The sequence below is a fragment of the Hominilimicola sp. genome (genome assembly GCF_046972485.1).
Classification (GTDB): Bacteria; Bacillota; Clostridia; order UBA1381; family UBA1381; genus Hominilimicola; species Hominilimicola fabiformis.
In genome coordinates this window covers 1-16,280 of the sequence record NZ_JBKVWU010000044.1, presented here as the reverse complement: position 1 = coordinate 16,280, position 16,280 = coordinate 1, and the positions used below count along the sequence as shown (strand labels likewise).

Annotated in this window: 11 protein-coding genes; all 11 read right to left on the bottom strand. The window is 33.9% G+C overall.

Annotation, left to right across the window (positions count from 1 at the left end; translation table 11 throughout):
• A partial coding sequence (locus tag ACLTU0_RS06430; RefSeq protein WP_299123463.1) for a recombinase family protein occupies window positions 1-226 on the bottom strand: 226 nt, incomplete at its 3' end.
• Between the two features lie 172 nt (window positions 227-398).
• Window positions 399-4,319: a DEAD/DEAH box helicase family protein gene (locus ACLTU0_RS06425; RefSeq protein ID WP_412321701.1), complete on the bottom strand. Its 3,921-nt coding sequence runs from the start codon at window positions 4,317-4,319 to the stop codon at window positions 399-401.
• 1,280 nt (window positions 4,320-5,599) lie between these two features.
• Window positions 5,600-5,953 (bottom strand): TnpV protein, encoded by a 354-nt coding sequence (locus tag ACLTU0_RS06420; RefSeq protein ID WP_412321700.1) that lies wholly within the window; start codon window positions 5,951-5,953, stop codon window positions 5,600-5,602.
• A gap of 839 nt (window positions 5,954-6,792) precedes the next feature.
• On the bottom strand, window positions 6,793-7,188 hold the full coding sequence (locus ACLTU0_RS06415; protein ID WP_412321699.1) for a hypothetical protein: 396 nt from the start codon (window positions 7,186-7,188) through the stop codon (window positions 6,793-6,795).
• 16 nt (window positions 7,189-7,204) lie between these two features.
• Entirely contained in the window at window positions 7,205-7,597 is a 393-nt protein-coding gene (locus ACLTU0_RS06410) for a hypothetical protein (protein ID WP_412321698.1), read from the bottom strand.
• A gap of 58 nt (window positions 7,598-7,655) precedes the next feature.
• Window positions 7,656-10,931: a leucine-rich repeat protein gene (locus tag ACLTU0_RS06405; RefSeq protein WP_412321697.1), complete on the bottom strand. Its 3,276-nt coding sequence runs from the start codon at window positions 10,929-10,931 to the stop codon at window positions 7,656-7,658.
• On the bottom strand, window positions 10,915-11,802 hold the full coding sequence (locus ACLTU0_RS06400) for a ParB/RepB/Spo0J family partition protein (RefSeq protein WP_412321696.1): 888 nt from the start codon (window positions 11,800-11,802) through the stop codon (window positions 10,915-10,917). The genes ACLTU0_RS06405 and ACLTU0_RS06400 overlap by 17 nt, the downstream gene beginning before the upstream one ends.
• 31 nt (window positions 11,803-11,833) lie before the next feature.
• Window positions 11,834-12,766, bottom strand: coding sequence for a replication initiator protein A (locus tag ACLTU0_RS06395; protein ID WP_412321695.1), 933 nt, complete (start codon window positions 12,764-12,766; stop codon window positions 11,834-11,836).
• Between the two features lie 179 nt (window positions 12,767-12,945).
• Window positions 12,946-13,578 (bottom strand): hypothetical protein, encoded by a 633-nt coding sequence (locus ACLTU0_RS06390; RefSeq protein WP_412321694.1) that lies wholly within the window; start codon window positions 13,576-13,578, stop codon window positions 12,946-12,948.
• Between the two features lie 3 nt (window positions 13,579-13,581).
• Window positions 13,582-14,943, bottom strand: a complete 1,362-nt coding sequence (locus ACLTU0_RS06385) for an AAA family ATPase (protein WP_412321693.1) — start codon at window positions 14,941-14,943, stop codon at window positions 13,582-13,584.
• Between the two features lie 355 nt (window positions 14,944-15,298).
• The coding region (locus ACLTU0_RS06380) for a tyrosine-type recombinase/integrase (protein WP_412321692.1) at window positions 15,299-16,280 on the bottom strand (982 nt) is incomplete at its 5' end.

Genomic DNA, 16,280 nt, shown 5'->3' with positions numbered 1-16,280 from the left:
CATTTCCTGCTTCTACTTCCTTAATCAACTCCTGAAAACTCGGACGATTGAAATTCACACCCGAAAAACCATCGTCAGTAAAATGGCGGATATTCGTAAAGCCATTTCTTCGGGCGTAATCTTCCAAGTATTGTTTTTGGTTGGTTATTGAATTTGACTCACCATTAAGGTCATCATCTCTTGATAAACGCTCATAAAGTGCTGTAATCTTTGAAGTCCTTGACATTCTCTTAACCTCCTTTCCTTATGTAATCTGTTTAGTATTAAAAGTATTACTCCCTCTACTAATAGGAGAAAATAGGGGTACAAAGCGGAACTGTTTTTCAAGAAAATCAAAAAAATTCTTGAAGTTCCAAAACCGATTTTGATATCCTATTTTCAATTTAGGAACGCATTATTTATCGTCTTACTAAAGTATAGCCCTCGGGGGACAGTTCAATAGCAGTGACTGTTTCGCCGTATGTAGACGCCCACGCGTCAAAATGTTCTAAATTGTGTTTTTTTAGCATATCGTATTGCAAATACCGTTGCATTGTATATAATTCAACCATTGAATTGCTTATTGGCGTACCTGTGGCAAATATTTTGCCGCCTTTGAGTTCGTCAAGGTATTGACATTTCATAAACATATCACTGGATTTTTGAGCGTCGGTCTGTGCTATACCGCCGACATTACGCATTTTTGTAACAAGAAATAAATTCTTGTAATTGTGAGCCTCATCTACAAATAATCTGTCAACGCCCAATTCTTCAAACGTAACAACATCGTCCTTGCGGTCTTGCTTGTTGAGTTTATCAATTTTTGTTTTAATATTTTTCTTTGTACGTTCCATTTGTTTTATGGTAAATCGTTCTGCGTCGTGCTCTTTGGCTTCAACTATACCGTCCATAATTGCTCGTAATTGTTGGTTAAGTATCTGTTTTTGTCTTTCTATCGACATAGGAATTTTTTCAAACTGAGAGTGCCCCATTATGATAGCGTCATAATCACCTGTTGCAATTCTGCCACAAAACTTCTTACGGTTTTTTTTCTCAAAATCCTTTTTTGTGGCGACAAGAATATTCGCAGCAGGATACAACTGTAAAAATTCGCTTGCCCATTGTTCAATTAAGTGATTAGGCACAACGAAAAGTGATTTATTACAAAGACCAATTCGCTTTAGTTCCATCGCTGCGGCTGCCATTGTCCAAGTCTTACCGGCACCTACAACGTGTCCCAATAGGGCATTACCACCGTACATAATTCGTGCAACCGCATTTTTTTGATGTGGACGTAATTGTATTTCGGGATTCATACCGTTGAATGTGATATGACTTCCATCATACTCGCGTGTGCGGATACTGTTAAACTTCTCGTTATACATCTTTACAAGTGTATTTCGTCTTTCTGGGTCTTTCCATATCCAATTATCAAATGCGGCTTTTATAGCCTCTTGTTTCTGTTGTGCTATGGTTGTTTCTTTGGTGTTTAGTACAGCTATGCGTTTGCCATCCTCATTTTCTTTATAATCAAAAACGCGGACATCTCTTAGATTTAGCGTGTCCTCAATAATTTTAAGTGCATTAATACGATTAGTGCCGTATGTTTTATTTACTTTGATATTGCCCCTATCGCAAGATTTTCCCGATACATTCCAAACGCCTGTCAATTTTGAATACTGAATATCGATATTATCTCTCGCATATGATGATGGATTAATTAATTCAAATGTGAATTGCTTGATGTATTCTGCGGGTATCCAAGTAGTACCGATTCTTACTGTGATTTCGCTGGCACTAATGTCTTTGGGTTGTATATCGGTTAATGCTTTAACATTGATATTAAAATTACTGTCTGTTTTTGCGTGTTCCTGTGCAATACGCAATTTCTCACGAACATTGCCTGATAAATACTCATCTGCCGTAAGGTATTTGGGAAAATACTGTTCGTTTTCAGCGTCGTATAACGGATTACGAAATATGATACCGTTTAAGTCATCAAACAATTCCTGCTCAGTCTTGTCGGTAAGTGAAGTCATAAACTCCATATCAATTTTTGCTTTTTCACTGATAGATACTGCCAATGCTTCACTTGCCGTATCAACGTGTGTAATTTCTTTTTTTGCTCCTATGGTACGCTTTGTGAACATATCTGCTTTGCGTTTCAGATTTCCGTCATCGTCCAATATTTCCAATGAACAAAGAAGAAAATAGCTACTGTCTGATGAAAATGCACTACTGTTACCTCGTGAATTGATAATTCCGTATTTCTTTGTGAAATTATCATACAGATTATTAAGTTTTTCTTGTTGTTTTTTGATTTCATAATCAGGGAAATCGTTTGTTTGATATTCGATTAAATCACGAACACAATCACGGATTTCAACCATACCCTTTACGCGATTTTTAGCAGTATCATTCAATTCTACTTTGTTCATCACGCTGTTTTCACGAAAATATACATCACCGTCTACTATGGTATAGCTGAAATTCTTAACGGCAGGGTCGGCGGGGATTGATATGCTTTCATTAGCTGAAATATCGTCAATATCATCAATTGTATATTCTGTAATTTTAGCGTGAATATTCTGTATTGCTTTATCAAGTAATTCATCAAGGTTTGCGTTATTGCGTGGCTTACAGTTTAACTGCATACCATATGGACCGCTTTCTTCGACTAATTCACCGAGTACCATATCGGGATTATCGATAAAATATTGATTTATCGGTTGTCCCGTTTCGTGTAGTCCGGTATGTACCCAATCAGGCTCAATGTCAATCATTTTATCGCGTTTTTGTAAAAACAGAATATCCGCTGTTACTTCTGTACCTGCATTTTTCTTAAAAGTATCGTTTGGCAAGCGTATTGCACCGACAAGTTCGGCACGTTGTGCTATGTATTTTCTGACCTTTGAATTTTGCTTATCCATTGTGCCGCTTGATGTTATGAACGCAACGATACCGCCCGGTCTAACTTTGTCCAACGTTTTAGCAAAGAAAAAGTCATGAATTAAGAAATTATACTTATCATATTTCTTTTCCAAAACTTTAAAATTACCGAACGGAACATTACCGATAGCAATATCAAAGAAATTATCCGATAGTGTACTATCTTCAAAACCTTGGATTGCAATACTGTTTTTCTGATATAGCTGTTGTGCTATTCTGCCTGTTATGCTATCTATCTCAATACCGTAAATTTTACTTTCGGAAATGTTTTCGGGTATAAGTCCCATAAAATTTCCTATGCCGCACGACGGTTCTAAAATATTGCCATTTTGAAATCCCATATTTTCCAAAGCCTTATACATTGAACGTATGACTACTGTGGGAGTGAAGTGAGAAGTTAGAACGCTTGCACGAGCTTGCTCATATTCGTCATCGGTAAGCAATGATTTTAATTCATTGTATTTAGGGTGCGTTTCTTCAAAATAGTTTGCAAGACCGCCCCAACCGACATAACGTGATAGTGTTTCCTGTTCTTTCGAGTCGGCAAGTCGGTGTTCGCTTTCAACCTGTTTCAATGTTTGTATAGCTGCAATATTCGCCGCATATTTCTCACTTGGAGTTCCATATCCGAGTTCGTTATCGGTGATAACAAAATTATGACGTTCTGATACGGGTATTTCAGGATATATAACTTGATTTTGAACAGGTGTAGGTTTTGTTATATTCGGTGGCGGTAATTCAGTCTGTTTTTGAGTCTGTTCTTGAGGTTGTTCTTGAGGTTGTTCTTGAATGATGTTTTTCAGCCATTCAATGCTTTCGCTCCGAAATATAGGGAAACCTGTGCTATTCTGAAACGAAATATCACGCAAACTGACGTTGCCAAAATCAGCATTAATATTATCAACAACAAATTTATGGTCATCAACGGTGATTTCCTTGCCGATATATTCAGAATAGTCCTCGGCTTGTTCTGGCGGCTCATTTATGATTTCAGATGGACTGTCAGATTTAATATCAGTAAGTTGTTCATCATCTTTTGCCTTAGCATTTTCTGAAATATTTACAAAATATCCATTAGCGTTTAATATTTGAGCATATTTTTGAGATGTAGCAATGGGGAAACCTGTCATCAAAATTTGCTCGTTGTCCATTGCTTTTTGGGTAACCGCAATATCCAAAATCTTTGCAACTTCTGTGACTTCGCTGCCGTAAATCTCATAGAAATCTCCTACTCTTGTAAAGGTTATAAATTTTGCGGTTTTCAGGTCATTTGCAATCCAACTCGCATTATTGCGTGCGGAAATATCTGTCGTAGATGATTTTATATGCTCCAAGTCATCAATTAACTGTTGTCTTGTATCTGCATTGGAGATTAAATCAGAAATCTGCATTTCTGATACTTCGTCTGTTTCAGATGTTTCAAATAAACTGAGCTTGTGTTTATCAGAATAATCAATCGTATTTATAAAATATACAAGACTTTTTGTTAGTTTCTGCTGTCGCTCTGACGGTGTCAAATTTTTTGTGTCACTAAGAAATTTTAGCCGTTCATTTTGTATTCGTAAAGTTTCCTGTTCTGATAAATATTTTGGAACATCCTCGGCAACCTCGCGTTCAGTCAAATATCTGCCCGATTTTATAAGGTTGTCAATACGTTTTGCAGCTTCGTTCCATTTGATATGTACCTTCGCATATGGTGCAGTTATATTACCACGACTAAACTCAATTCCTTTTGCGTCGTGCCATTCGCGGAATATTCCTCCGCCATAACCACCTGTACCATATTCGTTCTTCAGGAAAGCAATGCGTGCTTTAGTGTCTGTATGCTCTTTGAAGTACAGATAAATTCTACATTTTCCCATAGCAAAACCACTGCCGCGTGTAAGCAGATTATCAATTTCGTCCTCTGTTATAAATGGTGCGGCATTGTTCTGCTGATAATTATTTGCGAAAAAATTTCTGCGTTCAAGTTGTAAATCTTTCAATCTCGGTAGCACTTTATTCGGCGAATACCAATGAATACGCATAATATCTTTATTATTTGCGTATAGATTTGTCATTGTTTCTGTAACCTTAACCGCAAATGCGACATTTTCCGATTCCTTAAATAATTCTGCTATATTATTGCCTGTATCAGTAGCTGAGTTGACAAACCATTCTTTATTAAAATGTGATTTTAACTCAGGGTATGTATCGTCATTTAAATCCCGATACATTTCAAAAAAACTGTCTGCTGCTTGTTTTCGTTCAAACGCGTCCATTTTGTCAATGCTCTCTTGTGGTGCAAATCTTCCAATTTCCAACAGTTCACCTATACGTTTATCAATGCGTTCCCACGGTAGAAGTTCACCGCGTCCGTTTGCACGTTCCCCGTATGCAACACGAATACCCTCGTCATTCCACCATATAGATACCTTGTTACCGTCAAAAATAAATCCTTTGCCACCTATACCGTATTCATTTTTCAGAAAATCTATATTTTCGGCGGCTGATTTATTTTTACTGTATTGAATACATATTTTAATAATACCGTCCACATCATTATTGCCTGTTGTCAAAATTTCATCAATAATTTGTTGAGGCATAGAAAAAGCGGAGCTTCTTGCTTGCTCCGCTTTCATAATATATTCTTTTTGTTCCTCCTCGGTAGGGAGTGGCATATCAAATATGCTTAGTTGTACACCATTTCGGATAAGACGATTTCCTCCGCTGAATGGAGAATATTGTTCATTCTGCTCGTCCATAATAACGGGTCTGTCGCTTTCAATTCCTCCGTCAATCCCTCTGCTTTTGCCATCTGATTGACTATCGTCTGTACTTGTTGTGTCGTCGATTTGTCTATCTCCTCCAAATGTTTCAGAAGCTCGCCTTTCATCATTAAAATTGAGTATAGATTCGGACGGCGTTCGTTCAGATATGTTCTCCTCAACATTCCGTATTTGCCTATCTGATATGTTTTTGTCGGTACTGTCAAATTGGGTATTCTGTAATCCCCGATTTTCGTGTATGATACTGCTCCTGTCATTTTTATCAGTCCTTTCTTCTTGAACAATGTTATTTTCTTTGTTATTTTCATTATATACGATGTTTTCATTTTCAGCAAATTTTTTTCGTTCAAAATGAATTGTTCTTGAAATATTCCGTAATATGTCCTCCGAAATCGTACTCACGGCATTACCGAGGATATTCATTGTTTCGACTGTATTAAAGTCGCGTATATATTGAAAATCATATCCGTCAAAGGTATTTTCGGGTTGTAAGCCCATACGTTGCATAATCATATATGCGACTGACGCTGCGGCTGTTTGCCGAAAACGTACATCAAGATTAACATTATCAAGTCCTGATAAAAAACTATTGCCTTTTACATACTTTAGGTCGCGTAAATACTCATTTTTTCTGTCATTGACAGCATTATTTGCAGCACAAATTATAGCGTCAATATCAGTAGTTGCACCTTTTAACTTGCCAAAAGATTTTTCAAGTGTATTTATAACGGCTTTTTCATAGCGATTGTCATATTGCCATAGATTTATTTCACGATTACCAAAACTATTTGTATCGGAAATATCAAACACATATTTAAGGTAATATTGATTCCCGTTTTCACGCACAAGTGCGATAGGGGACGCGTTCTTATTTACCCATCTTTTCGTTTTGTTTACCCAATCGTCCATACTTGCACACGCCGTTGCCGTTGACTTTTGTGTAAAGATAAGTATTTGGTCGTTAAACGAATATTTAAAATGCCACGCAGCAGTTTTTAGAAAATATCTCCATACATTACTGTCGGCTATTGCTTTTGTTGCGGTCTGTAACAGATTAAAAATACGTTGTGTTTCATCGGTCATAATATCTACCTCGCTATCTGTATTTTTTGTTTTGTCTGTTTTTTATTTTGCGTTGTTCACGCATTTTGTCTGCGTCCCGCTGTGCGTCTGATATTGTATTGTAATCACCATTTTTAAGATTATAAAAAAAACGCGTCTTGTCGCGTGCGTCCATACAACGGATAGAGTAGCATAATTTGTTGACTGCACCAAGTGTATCAGATTCTTTGTCTATCAATCTTAAAATATATTTACCGCAACTATCTTTAGGGTACAACTCAATTTTAAGAGTACGAGAATTATCAAGTAAGATTAAATTCTGCGAAGTAAGTACACCTATATTCTGCAAATCATCGCGTAAGCGGATAGGTGTTTGAGATAAATTGACAGTAATGTTGTTTTGTAAAAAATTTATTCTTGCTGTAATCATAATCGCAGGCTACCTTTCAAGATTTCTGTTTGTCACACATATCATCTTCGTCAGATTCTTTTTGTATGTGATTGAATTGGGGATATTTTTTAATATCCCCCTCGTGTTGTTTCTTTGATTTATAAAACGGGCAGTCATTATTTTTACAAATCATTTTTTTCAAAATACTGCACCGCTCAGTTCTCGCAAAGCAGTCTTTATACATTTCCTCATCTCCAATCTCTGATAATTTGATATAGCTGTCTATTCGGAATCCCTCGGCTGCCGCAATTTCATAAAATTTATTTATAACACGCTTTCTGCGTTCGGTTAGTTGTTTGCGGTCAGCATTTATAATTGCATTACGGGCAGTTTCATCAAAATAGCCACTGCCGTTATAATTTATATCCGGACTTCTGCTTGACGCCATAAACATCACAACCTTTCTCAATTTAGGCAATAAAAAAAGGAGTTTTCACTCCAATTCATTACTTGCCGGCTGCTTTCAATATCTCATCATATGCCCAATGTGTTTTTTGAACATCTGTAAAATTAATTTTAATATCGGATTTGCAATTTCTTGATACCGCTTTATTTATAATAGTAACAGCCTCTGCACGAGTAATTGGCTTATCAGGCTTGTACATATTATTGTCATATCCTTTAATGATTTCTTTTGCGGATAATAATGCGATGTAATTTTCAGCCCAATGATTTTTTGTGTCGGAAAAAGTTGAGGAATTGTTCTTAACATTTTCGCCTATAAGCACCGCAATTATTTTTGCAAATTCTGCACGGGTAATATAATTGTCGGGTTTGAACATTTTATCCTCATAACCGTCTGCGATTTTTAAATCAGCTGCGGTATCAATATAGCTTTTTGCCCAATGGCTTGGTATATCCCAAAACGACGGTTTTACGTTTTCTTTGATTGCAAACTGTTTTGCTCTTACAATTGCGGTTATTGCTTCTGCTCGTGTAATTTTTTCATTCGGTCTAAATGTATTATCTTCATATCCCGAAATATACGGCACATCATACTCAGCAACTGTAATTGCAACGTCATTATCTGCTACAACATTATCTGTAACGTCATTATTTGTTACCTCATCAACTTTATCGGATTTGTTTTCGATACTTGTTTGCTTATGGGAATGTCCTTTACTTGACGAACTTCCCGAATTTGACGGTTTATTGCTTGATGTTTCTTTCACCTTAACAGGGACTTCAACATATACAGTTTCGTAATTTTCATCATCAACAACAAAAATCGCATTATACGAATTGTCATCATCAGACGGTGTAACATCACTTTCTTCCCATAACCATTCACCATCAATAACATCATTTTCAGACGGTGTTAATACACTGTCACCAAGCTTTTGCCCGTATGTTATATCACTCGCTGTCGGTAACTGAATATCAACACCAATAATCGGTGTATATTTTTTGATTTCTACGTTTAAAGTCAATTCTACGGTTGTGTAGTTATCAATATCGTTGGGAGTATATGTAGCCTTATATTCACCTCCGGGAACACACAATTTTGTGTCAGGCTCATTCCACGAAAATCCGTCAGGCAATTCAATATCCGCAAGTGTAAGTTTCGGTGAATATACAGATGTTAAATCTGTCGGTACAGTATATTCGGGAACGGCTTTGCTAACTGTAACAGTTACATCTGCTGTTATACTTTTATAATTTTCTGTATCTAACGGAGTGAATATCGCCGAATAAGTTTTTTCAGACGCTGACAATGGTGTATTGCTTTCCACCCAAGTCCAGCCGTCAGGCAATTCAATATCCGCAAGTGTTAGGTTGGGAGAATATACTGCCGTTAAATCTGTCGGTATAGTGTATTCGGGAACAGCTTTATTTACAGTGATGAAAATCTCTGCCGTGATAGAATTATAATTTTGGGTATCTTCAGGTATAAATATCACGGTATAAGGATTTGTACCTGCAACAGGCATAATATCGGGGTCTTTCCATACCCATACGCCATCAATACTATTAACTCCCGATACAGTCAATTCACTGTCACCTAATGTTTGCCCATATGTTATATCGTCTGCTGTCGGTAAATCAAAATTAGGAACATCACATATATTTACCGTTTCATTTCCGGCAATATCTCTACTGTAAATGGATACTTTTTCTGTACCTTGTGGTATTTTGATTTCTTTGTTTTCTACACTCTGTCCGCCTAACGCAAAATATTGTTTGTCATATTCGCCTATCTCATATTTTAATTCATCTATCTGATTGGTTTCATCAACATTTAGCGAAAAGGTAATTGACGTATCGTCAACATCTGTTGTTTTGCCAAGTGTTACTGCTTTCCAATTAAAAATAATTGAATTTTTATCATTAAGTGAGCCGATATTTACTTTTGATTCATCATCGGTTATAAATTTGCCCAAAACATTGTTATTGTTAAAAACCCTTATGTCAATGTTTGTTACGGACTCAGGAATGATTACAGATTCCAAGCTCTGTGCATTATAAAAAGCATACGATTTTATTTTTTCAACTCCATTTGGAATAATAGCATTTTCTAATGATGTGCAATTATTAAATATTCCTTCTGAAAGTTGGTTTATTTTTAATATTGATAAATCGACTTTTTTTAGAAGTGAGCAACTTGAAAATGCATAAGCGTCAATGTCTGTTACAGTTTCGGGTGCTTTGTATTCTTCGCAATAATTTGTACTACAATGCAATAATCGTGACTTATCTGTTGAATATAAAATCAAATCATCACATATAAAATTATCATTGCTTTCGTCAACATATATATTGACGCAATCTTTAAATGCCGCAGTTCCTATGCTGTCTGTTTGAGCCGGAATTGTTATATCTGATAAATTTTTGCAATCGGAAAACGCATAATTTCCGATTGTTTTCAGCGAAGTCGGAATATTTATATCGCTAAGTTCAACACAACCACGAAATGCACTATCATCAACATTCTCTAAATTTTGTGATAAATTTACTGTTTTCAATCTAACACAATTACGAAATGCACTTTGACTTATATTAATTACCGTATCGGGTAAGGCTATGTCGGTTAAATATTTGCAATCTTCAAACGCACGACCATTTAAATCTGTTATTCCGTTTGCGATAGATATTTTGCTTAACTCTGTACATTCTTGAAATGCACCGTGAGGAATTACAGTAAGTTTTGTGCCGTTTTCTATTACCACACTTTCTAATTTACTGCATTGATAAAACACATATTGCCCTAATTCTTCTACGTTTGACGGTATTTTTATACTTTTTAAATTTGTGCAACCTTTGAATGCTTGATACTCAATATTTTTTACACTGTCAGGAATGTTTATATTCGTCAATGATTCGCAATCTTCAAACGTGCCTCGTCCTATCAGTGTAACCGAATTTGGAATAGTAACACTTTTCAGTTTTTTAGCTCTACAAAATAAATTCATAGTAAGTTCTTTTACACCATTATTGATAACAACACTTTCTATATCGCTACCCTCAAACGGTGACTCTGCATACCTTGACGTTGCTCCGTTGCCGGATAGTTCTTTCGATATAGTAACCGTTTTTGTGTCTTTGTCGTATCTATATACAACGCCGCCACCTAAAGAATCATAGTTCTTTAATAATTGTGTCGTTATTGCATATGAGCTTAATGAGCAGCTCATAAGTAGTATAAATGTCATTATTCCTGTTAAAATTCTTCTGTTTTGCATTATAAAAAATTCCTTTCTCTTTGTATTATCTTTCAGGCTCATTTCGTTTCCGTGCCCAATTTGCAAGTAATTTATCAATAACTTCTTCCATCTGCTGTACCGTAAATGCTTTGGGGAAATATTTTCTTAATCTGTCCTCTTTTAATGTGATTTTTACTTTGTTGGCTTTATGTTCCTGCATAATAGACAAGATGACGCTATCATTCAATTGTCCATCTGTTGAAAATCGGTGAAGTTTTTTCGCTTGTTCGATTGTGGGGGAGGTTTCTTCTGATTCTATTGTTTTTAACACATCAAACTGTTCTTTGGAACCGAGATAAGATATTTCTACCGCTGCGTTCATTGCGATTTGTTTGTTATCCACCATATCAAGAATAGGGTCAATCAAATTTGTTAAACGAATATATCGTTGTACTTGCGTAGGACTTTCACCGATTTCCTTTGAGAATTCTTCGCGTGAAGTTTTTTCGGCTAAATTATGTCCAATTTGGACATAAATTTCTTTGGTTGGTCTGCCGGCTTTACGTTTCATAGCTGCCAACTTCATTTGATAAGCATATGCTTTCTCACTCGGTAAAATATTTTCACGTTGCAAATTACTGTCTACAAGCAAGATTGTTGCAGTATCGTCATCAATATTTTTAATAATTACAGGCACTTCTTTAATTCCTGCCAATTCACACGCTTTTGCTCGCCTGTGACCTGATAAAATTTCATATCCGCCGTCTTTATGCGGTCTTGCAATAATAGGTGACAACACGCCGTGTTGTTGTATGCTTTCAACTAATTCGTTCATATCTTCATCAATCAGCACTTTAAAAGGCTGTTCTACAAATGGTTTTAATTCCGATAGAGAAACAGCCTTTATTTCTTCACTTTTATTGCTATCATCATCTGTCAGACTGATATTCATACGCTTGTCCTCCATACTGCACCACTTCCTTTCAACATAAATCACACATATCGTGCTTAACTTTGTTCGTCAATGACGTTTCAGCGGTTTTTGATATGTTGTATAATGATGATATTAAATATGATGTTTTACTGTGAATTTTATAATTTATATTATTGAAATCCAGTAACAGAGTTTCTATTTTTTCATACGTCAGTTGTTTATACCGTATCCGTACTATCTCTGATGGAATTTCTTTTTTTTCGATTTTATAAGACGGAGTATCCAACAACATAACATCAGCCATAACCTCAACAATGTCATCAATTATGCCCGTGTCATTAGTAAGGATTAAACTGTCATATGAAATTTGCGATTTTATCTGTGAAATTGTTTTATTGTATTTTTCAATCCAACTTTCAGTTGGGGGATGTGAAAGTTTTTCAGATTGATTGATAGAATTGATATTATTAAAATCAGTATTATTTATATCAGTATAATTACATTTCGACTGTCGAAAGTCTGCATTTTCGACTTCCGAAACTCTTAACTTTCGATTTTCAAAAGTCTGCACTTTTGATTTTCCGAAGTCCTGATTTTCGTTTATCGAAACTATTGATTTCTCAATATCATTATTAGAATTAATAAATTTTTTGAGATATATTTTCGACGGCTTTCCTTGTCCTTGTTTAACACGTTCAATCAAACCAATCCCTTTAAGTTCTGCAACTAATTTGGTTGCTTTTTCTGTTTTGCAATTCATCTGCTCCATTATGTCATTCACCGTAAAAAATATGTACGCACGATTCTGCTCATCAAACCAACCGTTACGAATTGATAACCCCATACGGTCCAGCATAAGACCATAGAGCAATTTTGCACTGTCTGATACTTTTTTTAATTGTTGAGATGTTATAAGCACTTTCGGTATTCTGTAAAACGTAAACTGTTCTGCCTCATCACCATAAAAATAATCAAACTGCATAATCTGTTACCCCCATTTTAAATACTGCCAATATTTTCACCTTCTAACTTTACTTTTATATAAAAAAAGCGATTGCAATAATTAAATTGAAATCGCTTTTTTATATTCTATTTTATTCACAATAACTATCAGATAGTGATTGTGAATGATTTATATTAAAATTTTGTGTTTTTTTGATTCTATCTAAAATTATTATATAACCCCGAAATTTTATTTTGTTTAGCTTGTTGTATACAATAATCAATAAATATTTCAAGATTAGTATCTGAATTATCTCTTAACTTATTAGACAACTTTTCCATATCATCAATTTTTGAAACTCCATATGGTTCTCTTGATATAGGGAATATTTTGCAATATTCTTTTACTTTTTCACTATCATTATATATTTTTGGTATTAATCCGCTTTTGAACAAAACATGTTCAAGTTTGGGAGCGGTATATATTGGAATAACATAATCTTTTAAATTATATCCTTCAAATAATTTATTATTAATATATAACTTTTTGTCTTCTTGGGTGCAATCATCTGTATCTACTATAGTAAAAATCTTAAATCCTAAAATTTCTTTCTTCTTTATATTTAATTCTATATGTGGATTTTTAGACAATTGTCTAATATCTTTGAAATTTGTTTGGAGTTCATGAACTAATCCATTAAGCTGTATACTTGTCTTTCGACGATGGATATATAAATTTAATCTTAAACTACTTTTAATGTGTCTTACAATTTGTTCTTCCGAATCTCCATGTACAATAACTATGGCTGTAGTATAATTTGGAGATATATGTTTTTTCATAGATTTTTTCACACGCTATTCCTCCAAATTGTTTTTTTCAATATGCATTTTTGAATAATCTATTTCTGAATTATATGGAATACCTCCAAAAATTCCATTTAAATAAAGTTTTCTTGCATTATTAGTTGATTGTATTCTTATATCATAATCATCAAAGCAACGTGCGTCTTTATTGCCATCAAAATCGGTATAAATAACATATGCTGATTTTGAATCCAATTCTTCTAATAATAAAGTATTATGTGTAGTTATAATAAGCTGTCCTGTAATTTCATCTTTTAATGATATCAAAATATTTTTCATTAATAAATCATGAATGCCGTTATCGATTTCATCATAAACTACTGTTTGCCCATTTATAGCCTCTAATATTGCACGAAGTACAGATAAAACATTTTGTGTACCGGCAGATTCAAGGCTGAAGGGTATAACACGTGTTTTACCAGCAATAATCTTTTTTCCATAAAGCTTGTATCTTGCAATTTGATTATTTCCTGGTGTAGGAACTTGCTCATAATAAATATCAATTATATCTGTATATGCTTGTGTATAAAAATCTTTTAAAATCTTTTCGATTAACTCTAACTCTTTCTTTTGCTTTTCGTTTTGTAATTTAATGTCTACATTTTCAAAATCGCGAAATTTAAAATTAGAACCACCAGTAATGCTTGTTTGATATCGAGATGATTTGCATGAAATGAATATTTGCATAAACCCATCAATAACTTTTATCAAATTTTCTGATATATTGGTTGCGATATACTTCTTATTTTTTTCTTTTATTTCTCCCAATATAAGCGCCAAAAAACTATGTTTGCCCCAATACATTTCACTTAATTCCATTATATCATTTTCATATTTTTTGTCCTTAAACAAATATTGGCTAATATATGAAATAATATTGCTATCTTTATTTTCAATTGTAAATAGCTTGCCTCTTTGCTTATTATTTAAATAATATAATTCTTCTCTTACTATAGTTTTATCATCAAAAGAAAAAGTATAATATCCTTCTACTTCATCAATTAAAAAACCATAAGTTACAGTTGATATATCATTATTGTCTATCATCCTACAATTTTTTAAATTTTGAGAAATGTCTAAGAAACCTATATTTTTAAACCAATCTTCACTTAAAAGTTCTTTGTTTGCTTCATCTTTTTCTAACATCATTCTTAATTGCTTTATATGTTTGATATTTACAAAACTCGTGACAGTATGACTAAGCAATTCTATAGCTGATACAAAATTTGACTTACCACTACCATTTTCACCGTATATTGCGATAAATTTCTTATATTGTTTTTTATTCTTTCGAAAATCAAATCGTATGTTGCCGAAAGATTTAAAATTGCTTAATTCTATATAAGTAAACATGCATCTCACTCCTAAGTCTATTATATTCATATTATATCACCATCCTTATGAAATGTCAATAACTTTTGCTATTTTGTTATATTATATAACAAAATAGCAAAAGTTATTCTTGGAGTATAAATTTTTATTTACTTGGTTCAACTTTATAATATAAATATTTTTTGATAATGTAACACCATCTAATTTATACTTTTATAAATCTATCAGGTTAAAATTTAAAATATGATTTTTTTGCTCGCCTATGCGGTTCTATACTTAATTTATTTATACATTGCGAGTTCCCAAATTTTTCGATTTAAACAATAAAAAAGAGAGTACCTATTATAAAGTACCCTCTTAAAAATTAAGTTTCTACTTATTTAAATGCGTCAAAGGTAACTGATGATTCTAATGTGTTTCTTGCTAATGCTCCCATTTTTTCTGTGACGTGAGTGTAATATTTCAGTGTAAATTCAAGTTTTGAATGTCCAAGCATTTCTTGAACGTACCTCGGACTTATTCCGCTCTCTGCAAGAATAGTAGCATATGTATGACGCAAATTATGAAATTTAAACTGTATTCCTAAATCATCTCTTATTGTTCGGGATAAGAATTTTATGCTATTGGTTGTAAGCATTTCGCCATTTGTTTTAACATTTACAAAGTCTGTTACTTCTATAAGGTTTTCTTTGTTCTTAATCAATCTTTCTGTAACAAAATTTCGCTTATATCCGTCGCCATAAATAGCTCGATTTTCGTCCTGCTGTGCTTTCAAATTCTTTAAATAAGTACAAAAGCTATCCGTTATATTTACACTACGATAAGCATTTTTCGTTTTCAGCGGGCAAAAACACCATTTTTTATCTTGAAACAGTAACTGCTTTTTGACGGCTATCTTCTTATTCTCAAAGTCAACATTACTCCATTGTAATCCGAAAACTTCACTTTCACGAAGTCCTGTATTTAATGCAGTAAAGAATGAAGTAATAACATTTGTGTTTTGCAGTCTATTGCTCATTTGCAATAATTCTTCATTTGTATATGAACGTATTTCTCCGACGTGGCGTGGGTCAGGCGGTGTGGTAACTTCTTCAAAAATATCTTTTTTCATATATTTTCTTTTATAGGCATATCCAAATAAAACTTTCAAGAGTTTGTAAAGCCCTTTTACATATTCATCACTGTATTTTTGCATTTTTTCGTTTATAAAATCGTTTATACTGTTTGCACTTATTTGATACATATAAAATGAATCAAATCTGTTAGCGAAGTGATTTCTATACAATGATTTATATCTTACGATTGTTGCATAGGCTCTGGTTGCCGGAGCTTCATTTTCTATAAATTCCGTATAAACC

Bases quoted from the DNA above. Each gene is read 5' to 3' on its own strand.
- ACLTU0_RS06425 (WP_412321701.1), bottom strand. From the start codon at position 4,319: ATGCAGATTTCTGATTTAATCTCCAATGCAGATACAAGACAACAGTTA.
- ACLTU0_RS06420 (WP_412321700.1), bottom strand. From the start codon at position 5,953: ATGACAGGAGCAGTATCATACACGAAAATCGGGGATTACAGAATACCC.
- ACLTU0_RS06415 (WP_412321699.1), bottom strand. From the start codon at position 7,188: ATGATTACAGCAAGAATAAATTTTTTACAAAACAACATTACTGTCAAT.
- ACLTU0_RS06410 (WP_412321698.1), bottom strand. From the start codon at position 7,597: ATGGCGTCAAGCAGAAGTCCGGATATAAATTATAACGGCAGTGGCTAT.
- ACLTU0_RS06405 (WP_412321697.1), bottom strand. From the start codon at position 10,931: ATGAGCCTGAAAGATAATACAAAGAGAAAGGAATTTTTTATAATGCAA.
- ACLTU0_RS06400 (WP_412321696.1), bottom strand. From the start codon at position 11,802: ATGAATATCAGTCTGACAGATGATGATAGCAATAAAAGTGAAGAAATA.
- ACLTU0_RS06395 (WP_412321695.1), bottom strand. From the start codon at position 12,766: ATGCAGTTTGATTATTTTTATGGTGATGAGGCAGAACAGTTTACGTTT.
- ACLTU0_RS06385 (WP_412321693.1), bottom strand. From the start codon at position 14,943: ATGTTTACTTATATAGAATTAAGCAATTTTAAATCTTTCGGCAACATA.